We start from the raw sequence: 15,714 nt of genomic DNA, 5'->3' as shown, positions 1-15,714 counted from the left end.
CTACTCCCGTACCCCGAAGCCCGCGCGCAGCGGCTTCGGCAGGAGGTCGTTGCAGGCCAGCTCGCCCGCGTGGGTCAGCGCGTCGTCGCGGCACTGGTAGAAGTCGCGGTAGACGAGCTGCATGGTGAAGCTCCCCGCGACGATCATCAGCGCCAGGCTCGCCGCGACGAGACCGCTGATCGCCGCCGTCCGCATCGAGCGGAGCGGCATGGTCGCGGCGGACGCCCCCTGGCCCGAGGGCCGGCCGGGCGAGGGCTGTGCCGACGGGGGCTGTGATGTCGGCGACAGTTCCTGGGCCGCCTTCGGCTTGGCGCGCAGCGAGCTGATCGCCCAGTAGAGGCCGAGGGCGCCGAGCAGCAGCGCCAGCTCCGGGATCTCGAAGATGGCGAAGAAGAAGCCCCACATGCCGGAGAGGATCGCGTACCGCGCCCTCCGCTGCGCCGGGTCCGTCGGGTCCCAGCGGGTCCCCGGGCCCGGTCCGGGCCCGCCCTGCCCGGGGCCGCCCTCCGGCCGGCCCTGCCGCTCCGGCCCCCGGCCGAAGCCGTCCTGCGAGGGGCCCGGCTGGCGCGGGCTCCAGCGGCCGTCGGACGGCCCCGACGAGTCCGGGGTGCCGGACGCGTCGTCGTCCGAGCCCTCCGGTCGCCGCGGCTGCCACGGCTGGTCCGGCCTGCCCTCGGGCGGTGGCGCGAACGGGTTGTTGTCGTCCGTGGACTGGCGTTCCGGCATCTGCTGAACGTCTTCCCTCTGTCGTCGTGACCGCGGCCGCACCCACGGCCCCTGCTGGCGTCGGACCCTGACGCTACCGCCCTGCTCCGCCCCCGTCCCGTGGGGGCCGTCCCGTGTGCCGGTATCGTTGCTGACGGTCGAGCCATTCGTAGGGTTCCCCGTATCGAGGGGCACGATTCGTTCGTACGACCGCACAAACACCACGGAAAGAGTGACCCCTGTGGCTGCCGCCCGCCTCGTCGTCCTGGTCTCCGGGTCCGGTACCAATCTGCAGGCCCTCCTCGACGCCATCGCCGCCGACCCCGAGGGGTACGGCGCGGAGGTCGTCGCCGTCGGCGCCGACCGCGACTCCATCGTCGGCCTGGAGCGCGCCGAGCGGGCCGGGCTGCCGACCTTCGTGTGCAGGGTGAAGGACCACGCGACCCGCCAGGAGTGGGACCGCGCGCTGACCGAGGCCACCGCCGCGTACGAGCCGGACCTCGTGGTCTCGGCCGGTTTCATGAAGATCGTCGGCAAGGAGTTCCTCGCCCGCTTCGGCGGCCGGGTCGTCAACACCCACCCGGCGCTCCTCCCCAGTTTTCCCGGTGCCCACGGGGTGCGTGACGCCCTCGCCTACGGCGCGAAGGTCACCGGATGCACCGTCCACTTCGTCGACGACGGTGTCGACACCGGCCCGATCATCGCCCAGGGCGTGGTCGAGGTGCGGGACGAGGACGATGAAGCCGCTCTGCACGAGCGCATCAAGGAAGTCGAGCGCTCGCTGCTCGTCGACGTCGTGGGGCGCCTCGCCCGGCACGGCTATCGCATTGAGGGACGAAAGGTTCATGTCGGTGAACACGGACACCGTTAAGCCCATCCGCCGCGCGCTGGTCAGCGTCTACGACAAGACGGGGCTCGAGGAGCTGGCCCGCGGTCTGCACGAGGCCGGTGTCGAGCTCGTCTCCACCGGCTCCACCGCCGGGAAGATCGCCGCCGCCGGGGTCCCGGTCACCAAGGTCGAGGAGCTGACCGGCTTCCCCGAGTGCCTCGACGGGCGCGTCAAGACGCTGCACCCGCGCGTGCACGCCGGCATCCTCGCCGACCTGCGCCTGGAGTCGCACCGCGCGCAGCTCGCCGAGCTGGGCGTGGAGCCCTTCGACCTCGTCGTCGTGAACCTGTACCCGTTCCGCGAGACCGTCGCCTCCGGCGCCACCCCGGACGAGTGCGTCGAGCAGATCGACATCGGCGGCCCGTCGATGGTCCGCGCCGCCGCCAAGAACCACCCGTCGGTCGCGATCGTCACCAGCCCCGACCGGTACGCCGACGTGCTCGCCGCCGTCAAGGCAGGCGGCTTCGACCTGACCGCCCGCAAGCGGCTCGCCGCCGAGGCCTTCCAGCACACCGCCGCGTACGACGTGGCCGTGGCCTCCTGGTTCGCCGACGACTACGCGGCGGCCGACGACTCCGGCTTCCCCGACTTCCTGGGCGCCACGTACGAGCGCAAGAACGTCCTGCGGTACGGCGAGAACCCGCACCAGGGCGCCGCGCTCTACGTCGACGGCACGGGCGGCCTCGCCGAGGCGGAGCAGCTGCACGGCAAGGAGATGTCGTACAACAACTTCACGGACACCGACGCCGCGCGCCGGGCCGCGTACGACCACGCCGAGCCGTGCGTCGCGATCATCAAGCACGCCAACCCGTGCGGCATCGCGGTCGGCGCCGACGTCGCCGAGGCGCACCGCAAGGCGCACGCCTGCGACCCGCTGTCCGCGTTCGGCGGCGTCATCGCCGTCAACCGCCCGGTCTCGGTCGCGATGGCCGAGCAGGTCGCCGAGATCTTCACCGAGGTCATCGTGGCCCCCGGCTACGAGGACGGCGCGGTCGAGATCCTCGCGAAGAAGAAGAACATCCGCGTCCTGAAGGCCGAGGGCGCCCCGGCCAACCCGGTCGAGGTCAAGCCCATCGACGGCGGCGCCCTCCTCCAGGTCACCGACCGCCTCCAGGCCGAGGGCGACGACCCGGCGAACTGGACCCTCGCGACCGGCGAGGCGCTCTCCGCGGAGGAGCTCGCGGAGCTCGCTTTCGCCTGGAAGGCCTGCCGCGCGGTCAAGTCCAACGCGATCCTGCTCGCCAAGGACGGCGCCTCGGTCGGCGTCGGCATGGGCCAGGTCAACCGCGTCGACTCCGCGAAGCTGGCCGTCGAGCGGGCGGGCGAGGAGCGGGCGCGCGGCTCGTACGCCGCCTCCGACGCCTTCTTCCCCTTCCCCGACGGTCTGGAGATCCTCACCGCGGCCGGCGTGAAGGCGGTCGTGCAGCCGGGCGGCTCGGTGCGCGACGAGCTCGTCGTCGAGGCGGCGCAGAAGGCGGGCGTGACGATGTACTTCACGGGCACGCGCCACTTCTTCCACTGACGGGCACAGCACGGAACGGGCGGCCCGCCGGCACCCCAGGGGTGCCGGCGGGCCGCCCGCGCGTTCCGTGGATCCCGTGGCCGCAGAACGTCACCCCCCGGACACGGGGCGCTCCGGGGCCGTCCGGGGCACGCGGCGGCAGATCCGCCGAACGGGTGGACTCTGGTCTAATGGGTTGCTCTTTTGTCGGCCGCCGTTAGTGGGGGACGTGGTGTTGGACGTACTGAACAGGCCCCCGGCGGACACCACCGACACGGACCCGTCCGACGGCCTCGACCCGGCCCCGCTCCGCCCGTACCTGATCCTCGCGGGCGTCCTCTGCGGCCTGTACTTCCTGTACTCCTGGGTGCAGTACGCGCACTTCCGCACGCCCTCCTGGGACCTCGGGATCTTCGGGCAGTCCGTCCGGGCGTACGCCGAGCTCCGCTCTCCCGTCGTCGACATCAAGGGCCCCGGCTTCCAGATACTCGGCGACCACTTCAGCCCCGTCACCGCCCTGCTCGCCCCCCTCTACTGGATCTGGCCCTCGCCCGCCGCGCTGCTCCTCGGACAGGCCGCGCTCTTCGCCGCCTCCGCCGTCGTCGTCGGCCGCACCACGCAGCAGATCCTCGGCAGCCGGGCCGCCGGCATCGGCCTGACCGTCGCCTACGGCCTCTCCTGGGGGCTCCAGGAGGCCGTCAAGTCCGACTTCCACGAGATCGCCTTCGCCGTCCCGCTGCTCGCCCTGGCCTGCCGGGCCCTGCTCCTCGGACGCTGGACCGCGGCCGCCGCCTGGTCCGTCCCGCTCGTCCTCGTCAAGGAGGACATGGGCCTCACCGTCGCCATGGTCGGCGCGGTCCTCTTCCTGAAGGGGCGGAGGCGGCTCGGCGCCGCCCTGGCCGGCTTCGGCGTGGCGGCCTTCGCGCTGACGGTCCTCGTCCTGATCCCGGCGGCGAGCCGGCTCGGCCAGTACGACTACTGGGCCAAGATCGAGAAGACCGGCCAGGGGGCCGACACCTCCTTCGGGCAGGTCATCGGCGACGCCCTCGTCTCGGGCGAGCGGTGGGAGATGGTCTTCTACCTGCTCGCCATCACCGGCTTCCTCGCCCTGCGCTCCCCGCTGGTCCTGCTCGTCCTGCCGACCCTGGGCTGGCGCTTCCTCTCCCAGGACGCCAACCACTGGGGCATGCACTGGCACTACAGCGCGGTCCTCATGCCCGTCGTCTTCCTGGCCCTCGTGGACGGCGTCCGCTCGGTCCGCACCTCGCCGCGCGCCTGGCTCGTCTCGTACGGCAACGTCGTCGTCCCGGTCGCGACGGCGGTCGCCCTCGTCCTCGCGGCGAACCTGCCGCTGCGGGAGCTGACGAAGCCGGAGACGTACCGGACGGACGCCCGGACCCTGGAGGCGCGGGCGGCGGTCGACGCCGTGCCGGAGGGGGCGAGCGTCGAGGCGGACGTCTCGCTCCTCGCGCACCTCACGGCGGACCACCGGGTCTACTGGGTGGGCACGTCGAAGGGCGCCACGCCGGACTACCTCGCCTTCGACCTGCGGGGCTGGGGGCAGCAGGTGTCGGATCCGGAGCAACTGGCTTCGCAACTGCACCCGGAGGCGCGGTACGAACCCGCCTACCGCTCGGACGGCTTCGCGGTCCTGAAGCGGCGGTGACACGCGTGAGGGGCGGGACCCGTGGTACGGACCCCGCCCCTCAGAGGCGCGTCAGGCTCAGTACTGCTGCCTGTTCCGGTTGAACCAGGCCGAGCCGTCCGACTTCGCCACGAAGACGATGATCAGGACGCCGAGGGCGAGGCTCACGATGCCGAGCGGCAGCGAGAAGAGGCTGAACAGCACCGCGAACGCGGCCCAGACGATGGCGCCGATGCGGACGCCGTTGCCACCGGACTTGAACTTGGCGGCGAGCACCATGCCGAGGACGGCGAAGATCAGCGAGACGATGCCGGCGCCGATCAGGATGCCCTGGCCCAGGTTCGCGAAGGTCTCCTCGTCGCCGGACAGGGAGCCCGACTTCTCCAGCTCGTTGGTGAAGCTGAAGGAGAGGCCGATCGCCGCGATGCCGCCGATCACGTTGAACGCGCTCAGGATCCACAGCATCACGCGCGCACCCTTGACGCCGCCGGGCATCTCCATGGCCGCGCCCGGGTAGCCGCCGTAGGCCGGAGCCGCCGGGTAGCCGTAGCCCTGCTGCGGCACGCCCTGCGGGGCCTGCTGCGGGTAGCCGTAGCCCGGCTGCTGGCCCTGTCCCTGCGGCTGGCCGTAGGGGTTGTTCGGATCGCCGAAGCTCATCGCGGGATTCCTCCGTGAATTTCTCTGTGCGGGGACGACGCGGCCCGCGCGGAGGACTTTCACGGCATTTGAGCGGATTTCCCCCCGGCACTTTCCGCGCTACTACGTCGGTCATCGTCGTCGCAATGGCGAGATTTTGTCCAGTCGATACACAGCGGAGTTGTGCAAGTGCAACCTCTCGCTCCGCATCGCCGTCCTCTCCCCGGGAGCGAATTGGAACAAGGCGGGGTTCATCCGGGAGGATGTCTCCATGAGCGCCCAGATTCTCGATGGCAAGGCCACCGCAGCCGCGATCAAGTCCGATCTGACCGTCCGTGTGGCGGCCCTCAAGGAGAAGGGCATCACGCCCGGCCTCGGCACGGTCCTGGTCGGCGACGACCCGGCCAGCCAGAAGTACGTCGCCGGAAAGCACCGCGACTGCGCGGAGGTCGGCCTCGCCTCCATCCAGCGCACCCTGCCGGGCACCGCCACCCAGGAGGAGATCGAGGCGGTCGTGCGGGAGCTCAACGAGGACCCGGCCTGCACCGGCTACATCGTCCAGCTGCCGCTCCCCAAGGGCATCGACGAGAACCGCATCCTGGAGCTGATGGACCCGGCCAAGGACGCGGACGGCCTGCACCCGACCAACCTCGGCCGGCTCGTCCTCAACGAGCCCGCCCCGCTGCCCTGCACGCCGAACGGCATCGTCACCCTGCTCCGCGCCCACGGCGTGGAGATCAACGGCGCCGAGGTGGTGGTCGTCGGCCGCGGCGTCACCATCGGGCGCCCGATGCCGCTCATCCTGACCCGTCGCTCCGAGAACGCGACCGTGACCCAGTGCCACACCGGCACCCGGGACCTCTCGGCGCACCTGCGCAACGCCGACATCATCGTCGCGGCGGCCGGCGTGCCGCACCTCGTCAAGCCGGAGGACGTGAAGCCGGGCGCGGCCGTCCTCGACGTCGGCGTCTCCCGCAACGGCGAGGGCAAGATCGTCGGCGACGTGGACCCGGGCGTCGCCGAGGTGGCCGCCTGGATCTCCCCGAACCCCGGCGGCGTGGGCCCGATGACCCGTGCGCAGCTCCTCGTCAACGTCGTCGAGGCCGCCGAGCGCGCGGCCGCGGCGCTCTGAGGTGACTTCCGGGACCCCGGGGAGGCCCGGCGACCCGGACGGCGCGGACGGCGTGGAGAGCACGGACGCGGCGGGCGGTACGGACACCGTCGACGGCGACGCGGCGGAGGGCGGGGTGAAGCGCGGTCCGCGGCAGCGGCTCACCACCGACACCGCGCGCCCCGAGGGCGGCGGCCGGGCGGCCCCCGGCGACGCGCCGGCGCCCGCGCGCCAGTGGCCGCTGCTCACCGTCCTCGTGCTCGCGGGACTCGGTCTGCTCGTGGTGGGGACGGATCCCTTCCCGCAGGCCTTCCGGATCGGGGCGATCCTGGTCGGCGCGGCGCTCCTCACGGGTGCGGCGCTGCGGCGGGCGCTGCCGTCCGTCGGCATGCTGGCCGTCCGCTCCCGCTTCACGGACATGATCACGTACGGGGTGATGGGCGGCCTGATCGTGCTGCTCGCGCTCATGGTGCAGCCGGCGCCGTGGCTGCGGATCCCGTTCCTGGAGGACGTCCTCCACCTGACGGTGACGTAGCCCCCCCACACGTGAGGCACGGCGCCCGCCCTCTCCCCCGTGGGAGGGCGGGCGCCGTCACGATCAAGGGTCATGTACGTACCAAGCCGGTTCAAGCTCCGTCGGGGCGCTGTGGCACGGAAGTGACCATTCCGCTACCTCGGCCCGGCGCCGGGGCGGGCGACGGTGCCCGGACGGGTGGCAGTGAGCCGGACCACAAGGGGTTGGGGATTCGCGGGGGTCCGGGTCGGATAGCCTGACCGCTGGATATCTCTTCATGTCGAGACACCGATCGATCAAGAGAGCTATCCCGCACCAGGGGCAGGGACCCCCACCGCCAGCTGTCTTACGGAGATCGCCATGACCCGCACTCCCGTGAATGTCACCGTGACCGGCGCGGCCGGCCAGATCGGCTACGCGCTGCTCTTCCGCATCGCCTCCGGCCACCTGCTCGGCGCGGACGTGCCGGTCAAGCTGCGCCTCCTCGAGATCCCCCAGGGCGTGAAGGCCGCCGAGGGCACCGCCATGGAGCTCGACGACTGCGCCTTCCCGCTGCTCAAGGGCATCGACATCTTCGACGACCCGAACAAGGGCTTCGAGGGCGCCAACATCGGCCTGCTCGTCGGTGCCCGCCCGCGCGGCCCGGGCATGGAGCGCGGCGACCTGCTCGCCGCCAACGGCGGCATCTTCAAGCCGCAGGGCGAGGCCATCGCCGCCCACGCCGCGGACGACATCAAGGTCCTCGTCGTCGGCAACCCGGCCAACACCAACGCCCTGATCGCCCAGTCCGCCGCCAAGGGCGTCCCGGCCGAGCGCTTCACCGCGATGACCCGCCTGGACCACAACCGCGCGCTGACGCAGCTGGCCCAGAAGACCGGCTCCTCGGTCACGGACATCAAGCGCCTCACCATCTGGGGCAACCACTCCGCGACCCAGTACCCGGACATCTTCCACGCGGAGATCGCCGGCAAGAACGCCGCCGAGGCCGTCAACGACGAGGCGTGGCTGGCCGACACCTTCATCCCGACCGTCGCCAAGCGCGGCGCCGCGATCATCGACGCCCGAGGCGCGTCCTCCGCGGCCTCCGCCGCCAACGCCGCCCTCGACCACGTCTACACCTGGGTCAACGGCACCGCCGAGGGCGACTGGACCTCCATGGGCGTCCCGTCCGACGGCTCCTACGGCGTCCCGGAGGGCCTCATCTCCTCCTTCCCCGTCACCTGCAAGGACGGCAAGTACGAGATCGTCCAGGGCCTGGAGATCAACGACTTCTCCCGCAAGCGCATCGACGCCTCGGTGAAGGAGCTCTCCGAGGAGCGCGACGCCGTTCGCGAGCTCGGCCTGATCTGAAGCCGACCGGCCGGCCTCGTCCGAGGCCGGCCGCGGCTCCACACTCCCGGCGTCCCCGGACCGTACGACCGACCGTACGGCCCGGGGGCGCCGTTTTTCGGGCCGACACGGAACTCCGCCTCCCCTATGCTGTCCCCTCGGTTCCCAGCCAACTGGGCCGGAAACATGGACGGTTCCACACCATCGGGGGAGTTTTGCCGCAGTCGTCCGTACCCCATCAGTCCGGCGGGCCGTCGCCCGCCGTCGACCCGCGCCGCTTACCGGCCGCCAGCGAGGCGACCCGGCTGCTCTGCGCCGGTACGTACCTCGACGAAGGATTCCGCGACGCGGTCATCGACCAGCTGTACGTCCACGAGGAGCGCTTCGCCGCCCCCTCCCTCGGCCACGACGCGAGCCGCGTCCTCGCCCACGCGCTGCGCGCCCGCCGCGTCGAACTCGCCTGGGCCGCCGGCATCCTCGCCCTCTGGATCGTCGCGATCCCCCTCACCAAGGGCCTGATCGCGCTCCTCATCACCCCCTTCCTGGTGCTCGGCATCGCCCGCTGGGTGCGCGGCCGGTCCACCACCGCCCCCCTCTACCGGACCGTCCCCGCGTTCCTGCTGCGCTGGTACGGCCGGCTCGTGTTCCTCCAGTCCGCGCTGCTCCTCTTCTTCCTCGCGTTCGGCGACGACGAGTCCGGCGGCGACTTCCTCTACGAGGTCTCCGACACGGCCGGCTTCCTCGGCCTCGCCGTCGACCTCGCCGCCCAGGAGATGTGGGGCGTCGGCACGCTGGAGGTGTGGATCACCATCGCCGTGCCGCTCCTCGTGGCCTGGGCGGTGGCCGCCCAGCGCGGCCAGTTCGCCCGCGCGCTCACCCAGGAGCTGTCCCGCGAGCGCTTCTCCGACCAGCGCTCCGACCCGGCCGAACTCGCCGAGGGCGCCCGCTTCCGCCGGCTGCGCGACCGGATCCGGGTCGAGCAGCACGCCCGGCTGATCATGTACGACGCCGACGTCCCGTTCTGCGGCGCCGGCTCCCCGTACGAGCCCTGGTCGCTCTCCGTCGAGCTGCGCCCCCGCAAGAACCTCGACGGCAAGGCGCCCGAACCGCTCGACAACAGCGCCGTCCTGCGGCACGTCGTCCCCCTCCTGGAGGCGCTCCGCGTGCCCTCCCTCCACGGCTCGCCGCAGCGACAGGCGGCCGTGCGGGACCGGCTGCGCGAGCTGGAGATCGACGAGGTCGTCTTCCTGCCCGTCGACGGACTGCCGTCCCGCACGGCCGCCCCGTACACCCCCGAGGGCTTCGAGGCGCACCGCTCGCGCGCCATCGAGGAGGGCGGCGAGACCCGCCGTCACTTCCTCCGCATCCGGGTCGGCGGCTGGGGCGAGGAGATCGTCACCACGGTCTTCGTCCGCGTCCACACCCAGGGCGGCATGCTGATGCTGGAGGTCGCCCCGCACGTCCTGCGGCCGGTGAGGCCGCTCTACCGGCACGCCGACCGGATCGCCCACCGCTACCGCCACAACCACCACTTCGGCAAGGCCGTCTGGGCGCTCGGGCAGACCCCGCGCTCGGCCGGACGGTCCGTGGTCACGATCGGGCGCGCGCTCGTCCAGCTGTGGCGGGTCCTCACCGCCGGCCACGCCAACGCGCTGCCCGAGGGGCCGTGGATCTCGGTCCGCGAGCTCGGCTCCGACGACGAGGCCTCCCTCTTCCAGGAGATGGACGTCAGCCGCTACCTGAAGAGCGTGCAGGACCGCGTCGCGAACGGCGTGACGCTCGCGCTCCGCGAAGCCGGTTACGAGACCGCCGAGTTCGAGCAGAAGATCGTCCACGTGGCCGAGGGCGGCACGTTCATCGAGAACACCAAGGGGAACGTCACCGTCGGGCACCACAACACCGTCACCAGCAAGACCTTCACCACTTCCACGACCGGAGGCGACCGTGGCTGAGACAGGGAACTCCCGTGACCGTGGCGGCATCCACGTCACCAACACCAGCGGCAACGTCACCATCGGCGACAACAACACCGTCACCAGCACGGTGAACGGCACGCAGCCCGCCCGTGACGCCCGGCAGGAGGAGCTCCTCCAGGCCATCCGCCGGCTCCGCGCCGACCTGGAGGGCGTCGTCCCCTCCGAGCAGACGACCGCGCTCGACGCCGAACTCTCCGACGCCGAGGACGAGATCGAGGGCACCGGACGGGCGGGCACCGGACGGCTCGCCGCCCTGCGCCGCGCCCTCGTGGACGCGGGCGCGGTGACCGGGATCCTCGCCTCGGGCGTCGCCGTGGGGCAGGCCGTCGGCGCCCTGCTCGGAGGATGAGATGAGCGGTCACGGGGGCGTTCCGGCGGGCGGGGCCCGCTGGAACGACGAGACGCAGAGCTGGGAGAGCGGGGCGGCGGAGACCGCGCCCGCCCCCGCGTGGACCGGAGACCCGGCCGGACCCGTGGTCCCGGAGGGTGCGGGGGCCGCGGGGCCGGTGGTTCCTGAGGGTGCCGGTTACCCGGGGCCCGTGGTCCCCGAGGGCGCCGGGCCCGTGGTCCCCGTCGGGCCACCGTCCCCGCAGACCGCCGGGGCCACCGTGGCCACCGGGCCCGTCGTTCCGCTGCCGCCGCCTCCTCCGGAGTACGCGCCGGACCACGGCCCGGGCCGCCTTCCGGGCCCCCCGGGGTACGCCCCCGACGCCGGTGGCCCGCAGTACCCCGGAGCGCCCGTCCCGGCGCCCCGGGACCGTTCGCGGGCCGTCCTGGCGGCCGGGGTGGCGGTGGCCGTCCTCGCGGCGGGTTCCGTGGGCGCCTGGCTGGTCTGGGGCCGGGGTGGGAACGGACCGGACCCGGTGGCGGGCCCCCCGGCCTCCGTCTCGGCCACGGCGGAGACGGGCGGGCCGACCTCCGAGGCCCCGTCGGAGACCCCCTCGGAGTCCCCGTCCGACACGTCCACGCCCCCGGACGACGTGCCGCCGCCCGGCTACCGCGCCCAGGAGGACCTCAAGGGCTTCACCATCGCCGTCCCCGAGGGCTGGGACCGCACCGAGTCCGAGCAGGGCGTGTTCTACAACGCGCCGGACGGGCGGAGCCTGATCCAGGTCTTCGTCATCCAGGAGGCGGGCATCACGCCGTACGAGGCGCTGCGCGGCGCCTCCGAGGACGGCCGGACCAACAAGCCCGGCTACACCGAGGTCAGCCTCGAACGGGTCACGGGCGAGGCCGGCGCGCCCGCCGGCTCCGCCGAACTCGTGTACGCGTACGACCGTGAGGGCGGCCGCCGCAAGGTCGTCGACCGCGCCTTCACCGCCGAGGACGGCAACCAGTACGCGATCCTGGCCGCCGGCCCGGACGCCGACTGGCCGAAGCAGCGCGAACGGCTCCGCGTGGCCCTGGAGTTCTTCCGGCCCGGGGCCTACTGAGCCCGCAGCTCGGCCGCCAGCTCCGCGAGCCCGCGCAGGGTCCGGAGGAGCAGGCCGGGACCGAAGGTGACGCGGGTCGCGCCCAGTCGGCCGAGTTCGGCGAAGGACGGACCGCCCGGCAGGGACAGGGCGTTGACCGGCAGGTCGCCGAGGGCCGCCCGCAGGCCCGGCAGGTCGGCGGGCGGCGCCTTGATGGGGTAGACGCAGTCCGCGCCCGCCGCCGCGTAGAGGCGGGCGCGGACGAGCGCCTCCCCGGCCGGGTCGGCGACGTCCTCGCGGAGGTACGTGTCGACGCGCGCGTTCAGGAAGAGGCCGGGCCCGGCCGCCGCCCGCACCTCCGCCAGCCACTCCGCGTGCGCCTCGGGGTCCTTGAGGCCGCCGGCGTCGCTGTCCTCCAGGTTCACGCCGACCGCGCCGGTCTCCCGCACCCGCTCGACGAGTTCGGCGGCGGACAGCCCGTATCCGCCCTCCAGGTCCGCCGTGACGGGGACGGACACGGCCCGGACGACGCGCGCCACGGCGGCGAACATCTCGTCGGCGGGCGTCGCCCCGTCCTCGTGGCCGAGGGACGCGGCGACGGCGGCGCTCGGGGTGGCGAGGGCGGGGAAGCCGGCGGCCTCGAAGGCGCGGGCGCTCGCCGCGTCCCACGGGCCGGGCAGCACGAGCGGGTCGCCGGCCGCGCGGTCGTGGTGCAGGGCGCGGAGCACCTCGGCGTTCTTCGAGGCGGCTGCCGAGGCACCCTCCGAGGCGTTCACCGGGGTGCTCACGACGAGGACTTCGGGGTGTAGTGGCCCGGCGTCATGCGCGTCGTGACGCCGATCCGGTTCCAGGCGTTGATCGTGACGATCGCGGCGACGACCCGGGCGAGTTCGGTCTCGTCGAAGTGCTCGGCGGCCCGCGCGTACACCTCGTCGGGCACGAAGCCGTCGGTGAGGACGGTGACGGCCTCGGTCAGGGCGAGCGCGGCGAGTTCCCGCTCGGTGTAGAAGTGCCGGGACTCCTCCCAGGCGGCGAGCTGCACGATCCGCTCGATGCTCTCGCCCTCGGCCAGCGCGTCCTTGCTGTGCATGTCGATGCAGAACGCGCAGCGGTTGACCTGCGAGGCACGGAGCTTGATCAGGTGGTACAGGGTCGGGTCGACGTCCTTCGCGGCCGCCGTCTCCAGCCGGATCATCGCCCGGTAGAACTCGGGGAGGTGCTCGGCGAGGGGGAGGCGGGGGGCGTGCTCGTGGGCGTACACGGTCGGTTCGATCGATTCCGTCGTCGTCATGCCGACCACCGTATGAAGCGGTTGGCTCAGCTGTATGGTCCATTTCCATGGCGAACGAATGGGCCACTTTCGGGGCCGACCTCCACCTGGAACTCCGTGGCCCCCGGCTCCGCGCGGGCCTGATGGACGCCCTGCGGGAGGCGGTCCGCAGCGGTCGCCTGGAGGCCGGCACCCGGCTGCCGTCCTCCCGCTCGCTCGCCGCCGACCTCGGCATGGCCCGCAACACCGTCGCCGACGCCTACGCCGAACTCGTCGCCGAGGGCTGGCTCACCGCCCGGCAGGGCTCCGGGACCCGCGTCGCCCGCCGTGCCGCGCCCCGCCCCCCGGCGCCGTCCGCACCGCCCCCGCCGTCCGGCCCCGGCCCCGGCCGCGGCCGGACCGCCGCACTCGTGCACAACCTGCAGTCCGGCACCCCCGACCTCGCCTCCTTTCCGCGCGCCGACTGGCTCAAGGCGTACCGCCGGGCCCTCGTCGACGCCCCCCACGAGGCCTTCGGGTACGGCGATCCGCGCGGCCGGCCCGAACTGCGCACCGCGCTCGCCGAATACCTCGCCCGCGCCCGGGGCGTGCACGCCCGGCCCGAGCGGATCGTGATCTGCGCCGGCTTCGTGCACGGCCTGATGCTGATCGGCGAGGTGCTGCGGGCCCGGGGAGCACGGGACGTGGCCGTCGAGTCGTACGGGCTCTGGCTCCACGACGACCTCCTGCGCCGGGCCGGACTCCGCACTCCCGCCCTGGGCTTCGACGAGCGCGGCACGAGGACCGAGGAGCTGGCCGGCCTCGACGGCTGCGGGGCCGTCCTCATGACGGCCGCCCACCAGTACCCGCTGGGCGGCGCCCTGCCCCCGGACCGGCGGGCGGCCGTCGTCGACTGGGCGCGCGCCTCCGGTGGCTTCGTCCTGGAGGACGACTACGACGGGGAGTTCCGCTACGACCGGCAGCCGGTCGGCGCCCTCCAGGGCCTCGACCCCGACCGCGTCGTCTACTTCGGCACCGCCAGCAAGTCCCTGGCGCCCGGCCTCCGCCTCGCCTGGATGGTCCTGCCGCAGGAGCTGGCGCGGGAGGTGGCGGCGGCGAAGGGAGCCGTGGACTGGACGTCGAGCGCGCCGGACCAGCTGGCCTTCGCCGAGTTCCTGCGCTCGGGGGCGTACGACCGGCACGTCCGGGCGATGCGGCTGCGCTACCGGCGCCGCCGCGACCAGCTGGTGGCGGCCGTCGCCGCCCACTCGCCGGAGACCCGGGTCAGCGGCATCGCGGCCGGCCTCCACGCCGTCCTGGCCCTCCCGCCCGGCACCGAGCAGGCCACCCTGCGGGCCGCCGCCTGGCGCGGCCTCGCCGTCCAGGGCGTCAACCGGTTCCGCCGCCCCACGGTGCCGCCCACCCTCGACGGCCTCGTCGTCGGCTACGCCACGCCCCCCGACAGCGGCTGGCAGAGCGCCCTCCGGGCCCTGTGCGGGGTGCTGCCGTGAGCGCCGCTACAGCGTGGCGGACTCCGGGGCCGGGGCCGGGGCCTCGCCGAAGCGGGCCAGCGTCAGGGAGCCCGCCACCGCCACGGCGAAACCGACGATCGCCAGCCAGTCGAACCCTTCCCGCGTGCGGTCCCCCAGCCAGGCCACCCCGACGATCGCGGGCCCGATCGTCTCCCCGAGCACCGCGCCCGCCGTCGCCGTGGTCACCGAGCCGCGCTGGAGTGCCGAGGTCAGCAGGATGAACGCGGCCCCGCCGCCCACGAGGAGCGCGTACCAGGCGGGATCGGCGAAGTCGACGCCGTCGATCAGCCGGACCGCCACCTCCACCACCCCGAAGCCGAACCCCGCCCCGAGGCCGAGGACCAGCGCCCGGGGCCGCTCCGGCAGCCGTCCCCCCACGACGCCCAGCAGCAGGACCCCGAAGGAGATCCCCAGCAGCGCCCAGGGCAGCGCCTCCGAGCCGTCCCGGTGGCCCTCCTTGCCGGAGGCGAGCGCCAGCATCGCGAGCCCCGAGCAGACCACGGCCACGGCCGTCCACTCCACCCGGCTCAGCCGCGCCTTCAGCACCCGGGAGGCGATGACCGCCGTGACCGCCAGGCTCGCGGCGAGGGCCGCGCCCACCATGTAGATGGGCAGCGTCCGCAGGGCCACGATCTGCAGGACGAATCCCAGGGCGTCCATGCCGAGACCGGCGAGATAGCGCCACTGCCGCAGCACCCGCCACATCAGCGCGACGTCGACGCCGCCGCCCGTCCCCGGCTCGGCGGCGCGGGCCCCCATCGCCTGGAGCACCGATGCCGCGCCGAAGCAGACGGACGAGGCCAGCGCACAGATCATCCCGAGTAGCACGAAACGACTCTAGGGCGTGAGGCCGGAAAACACCGGCCTACACTGTGCGGTCGCGACGGACGTGACGCGGTGAAGGGGAGGCGACGGACATGCGCAGGCTGAGGTCGAGCACGGTGGTGCTCGGCGGGATGGGTGTGCTCGCGGCGACGATCACCGCGTGCGGTGCGGAGCCGGACCGCCGGTGCGTGGACCCGCTGACCCGGGAGGAACTGCCCAGCTACCGGTGCGAGAGCGGCGGCGGAAGCGACGACGACAACGGCAGCACCACCCGGGGCGCCTACTACTACGGCGGATCCGTCCGCGACAAGCGCGTCAGCGGCGGCAGCTTCGACAAGACCGCCGTCGACACCGGAGGCTTCGGCTGCTCCGGCACCGGCGGCGGCTGAG

Annotated in this window: 16 protein-coding genes; 11 read left to right on the top strand and 5 right to left on the bottom strand. The window is 73.4% G+C overall.

Features of this window, described 5'->3' with window-relative positions; genetic code table 11:
• Nucleotides 1–726, bottom strand: a complete 726-nt coding sequence (locus ACFYUZ_RS08100; RefSeq protein ID WP_389307068.1) for a hypothetical protein — start codon at nt 724–726, stop codon at nt 1–3.
• A 220-nt stretch (nt 727–946) separates the two neighbouring features.
• On the opposite strand from ACFYUZ_RS08100, the gene purN reads away from it, so the two are divergent.
• The 3 genes from purN (at nt 947) to ACFYUZ_RS08085 (ending at nt 4,761) form a co-directional block, all read left to right on the top strand.
• Complete coding sequence (gene purN, locus ACFYUZ_RS08095) at nt 947–1,576, top strand: phosphoribosylglycinamide formyltransferase (protein ID WP_389307067.1); 630 nt, start codon at nt 947–949, stop codon at nt 1,574–1,576.
• Nucleotides 1,551–3,116, top strand: coding sequence for a bifunctional phosphoribosylaminoimidazolecarboxamide formyltransferase/IMP cyclohydrolase (gene purH / locus ACFYUZ_RS08090; RefSeq protein WP_389307065.1), 1,566 nt, complete (start codon nt 1,551–1,553; stop codon nt 3,114–3,116). Before purN ends, purH begins: the two co-directional genes overlap by 26 nt.
• Nucleotides 3,117–3,327: 211 nt before the next feature.
• Entirely contained in the window at nt 3,328–4,761 is a 1,434-nt protein-coding gene (locus ACFYUZ_RS08085; protein WP_389307735.1) for a DUF2079 domain-containing protein, read from the top strand.
• A gap of 57 nt (nt 4,762–4,818) precedes the next feature.
• Here ACFYUZ_RS08085 and ACFYUZ_RS08080 read toward each other — a convergent pair whose 3' ends face one another.
• Nucleotides 4,819–5,397 carry a hypothetical protein gene (locus ACFYUZ_RS08080; RefSeq protein ID WP_389307064.1) on the bottom strand — a complete coding sequence of 193 codons (579 nt, stop codon included), beginning with the start codon at nt 5,395–5,397 and terminating at the stop codon, nt 4,819–4,821.
• Nucleotides 5,398–5,647: 250 nt separating this feature from the next.
• Between ACFYUZ_RS08080 and ACFYUZ_RS08075 the strand changes: the two genes are divergently transcribed.
• The 6 genes from ACFYUZ_RS08075 (at nt 5,648) to ACFYUZ_RS08050 (ending at nt 11,739) form a co-directional block, all read left to right on the top strand.
• Nucleotides 5,648–6,508, top strand: coding sequence for a bifunctional methylenetetrahydrofolate dehydrogenase/methenyltetrahydrofolate cyclohydrolase (locus ACFYUZ_RS08075; protein WP_389307062.1), 861 nt, complete (start codon nt 5,648–5,650; stop codon nt 6,506–6,508).
• A gap of 1 nt (nt 6,509) precedes the next feature.
• Complete coding sequence (locus ACFYUZ_RS08070; RefSeq protein WP_389307061.1) at nt 6,510–7,022, top strand: DUF3017 domain-containing protein; 513 nt, start codon at nt 6,510–6,512, stop codon at nt 7,020–7,022.
• Between the two features lie 339 nt (nt 7,023–7,361).
• Nucleotides 7,362–8,351 (top strand): malate dehydrogenase, encoded by a 990-nt coding sequence (locus tag ACFYUZ_RS08065; RefSeq protein WP_389307059.1) that lies wholly within the window; start codon nt 7,362–7,364, stop codon nt 8,349–8,351.
• 194 nt (nt 8,352–8,545) lie between these two features.
• Nucleotides 8,546–10,282 (top strand): hypothetical protein, encoded by a 1,737-nt coding sequence (locus tag ACFYUZ_RS08060; RefSeq protein WP_389307058.1) that lies wholly within the window; start codon nt 8,546–8,548, stop codon nt 10,280–10,282.
• Nucleotides 10,275–10,655: a hypothetical protein gene (locus ACFYUZ_RS08055; RefSeq protein WP_389307056.1), complete on the top strand. Its 381-nt coding sequence runs from the start codon at nt 10,275–10,277 to the stop codon at nt 10,653–10,655. Before ACFYUZ_RS08060 ends, ACFYUZ_RS08055 begins: the two co-directional genes overlap by 8 nt.
• Nucleotide 10,656: 1 nt before the next feature.
• Nucleotides 10,657–11,739 carry a hypothetical protein gene (locus tag ACFYUZ_RS08050; protein ID WP_389307055.1) on the top strand — a complete coding sequence of 361 codons (1,083 nt, stop codon included), beginning with the start codon at nt 10,657–10,659 and terminating at the stop codon, nt 11,737–11,739.
• Here the strand turns inward: ACFYUZ_RS08050 and ACFYUZ_RS08045 are convergent.
• Nucleotides 11,733–12,506: an isocitrate lyase/phosphoenolpyruvate mutase family protein gene (locus ACFYUZ_RS08045; protein WP_389307054.1), complete on the bottom strand. Its 774-nt coding sequence runs from the start codon at nt 12,504–12,506 to the stop codon at nt 11,733–11,735. The genes ACFYUZ_RS08050 and ACFYUZ_RS08045 overlap by 7 nt on opposite strands.
• Nucleotides 12,503–13,009 (bottom strand): carboxymuconolactone decarboxylase family protein, encoded by a 507-nt coding sequence (locus ACFYUZ_RS08040; protein WP_389307053.1) that lies wholly within the window; start codon nt 13,007–13,009, stop codon nt 12,503–12,505. The genes ACFYUZ_RS08045 and ACFYUZ_RS08040 overlap by 4 nt, the downstream gene beginning before the upstream one ends.
• Before the next feature lie 47 nt (nt 13,010–13,056).
• On the opposite strand from ACFYUZ_RS08040, the gene ACFYUZ_RS08035 reads away from it, so the two are divergent.
• Complete coding sequence (locus tag ACFYUZ_RS08035; protein WP_389307052.1) at nt 13,057–14,478, top strand: PLP-dependent aminotransferase family protein; 1,422 nt, start codon at nt 13,057–13,059, stop codon at nt 14,476–14,478.
• Nucleotides 14,479–14,484: 6 nt separating this feature from the next.
• Here ACFYUZ_RS08035 and ACFYUZ_RS08030 read toward each other — a convergent pair whose 3' ends face one another.
• Nucleotides 14,485–15,315 (bottom strand): hypothetical protein, encoded by an 831-nt coding sequence (locus ACFYUZ_RS08030; RefSeq protein ID WP_389307733.1) that lies wholly within the window; start codon nt 15,313–15,315, stop codon nt 14,485–14,487.
• Between the two features lie 101 nt (nt 15,316–15,416).
• Between ACFYUZ_RS08030 and ACFYUZ_RS08025 the strand changes: the two genes are divergently transcribed.
• Nucleotides 15,417–15,713, top strand: coding sequence for a hypothetical protein (locus tag ACFYUZ_RS08025; protein ID WP_389307051.1), 297 nt, complete (start codon nt 15,417–15,419; stop codon nt 15,711–15,713).
• Nucleotide 15,714 lies beyond the last annotated feature (1 nt).

The organism is Streptomyces sp. NPDC004266 (assembly GCF_042874095.1).
GTDB lineage: Bacteria > Actinomycetota > Actinomycetes > Streptomycetales > Streptomycetaceae > Streptomyces.
This window is presented reverse-complemented; position numbering and strand designations above follow the sequence as displayed.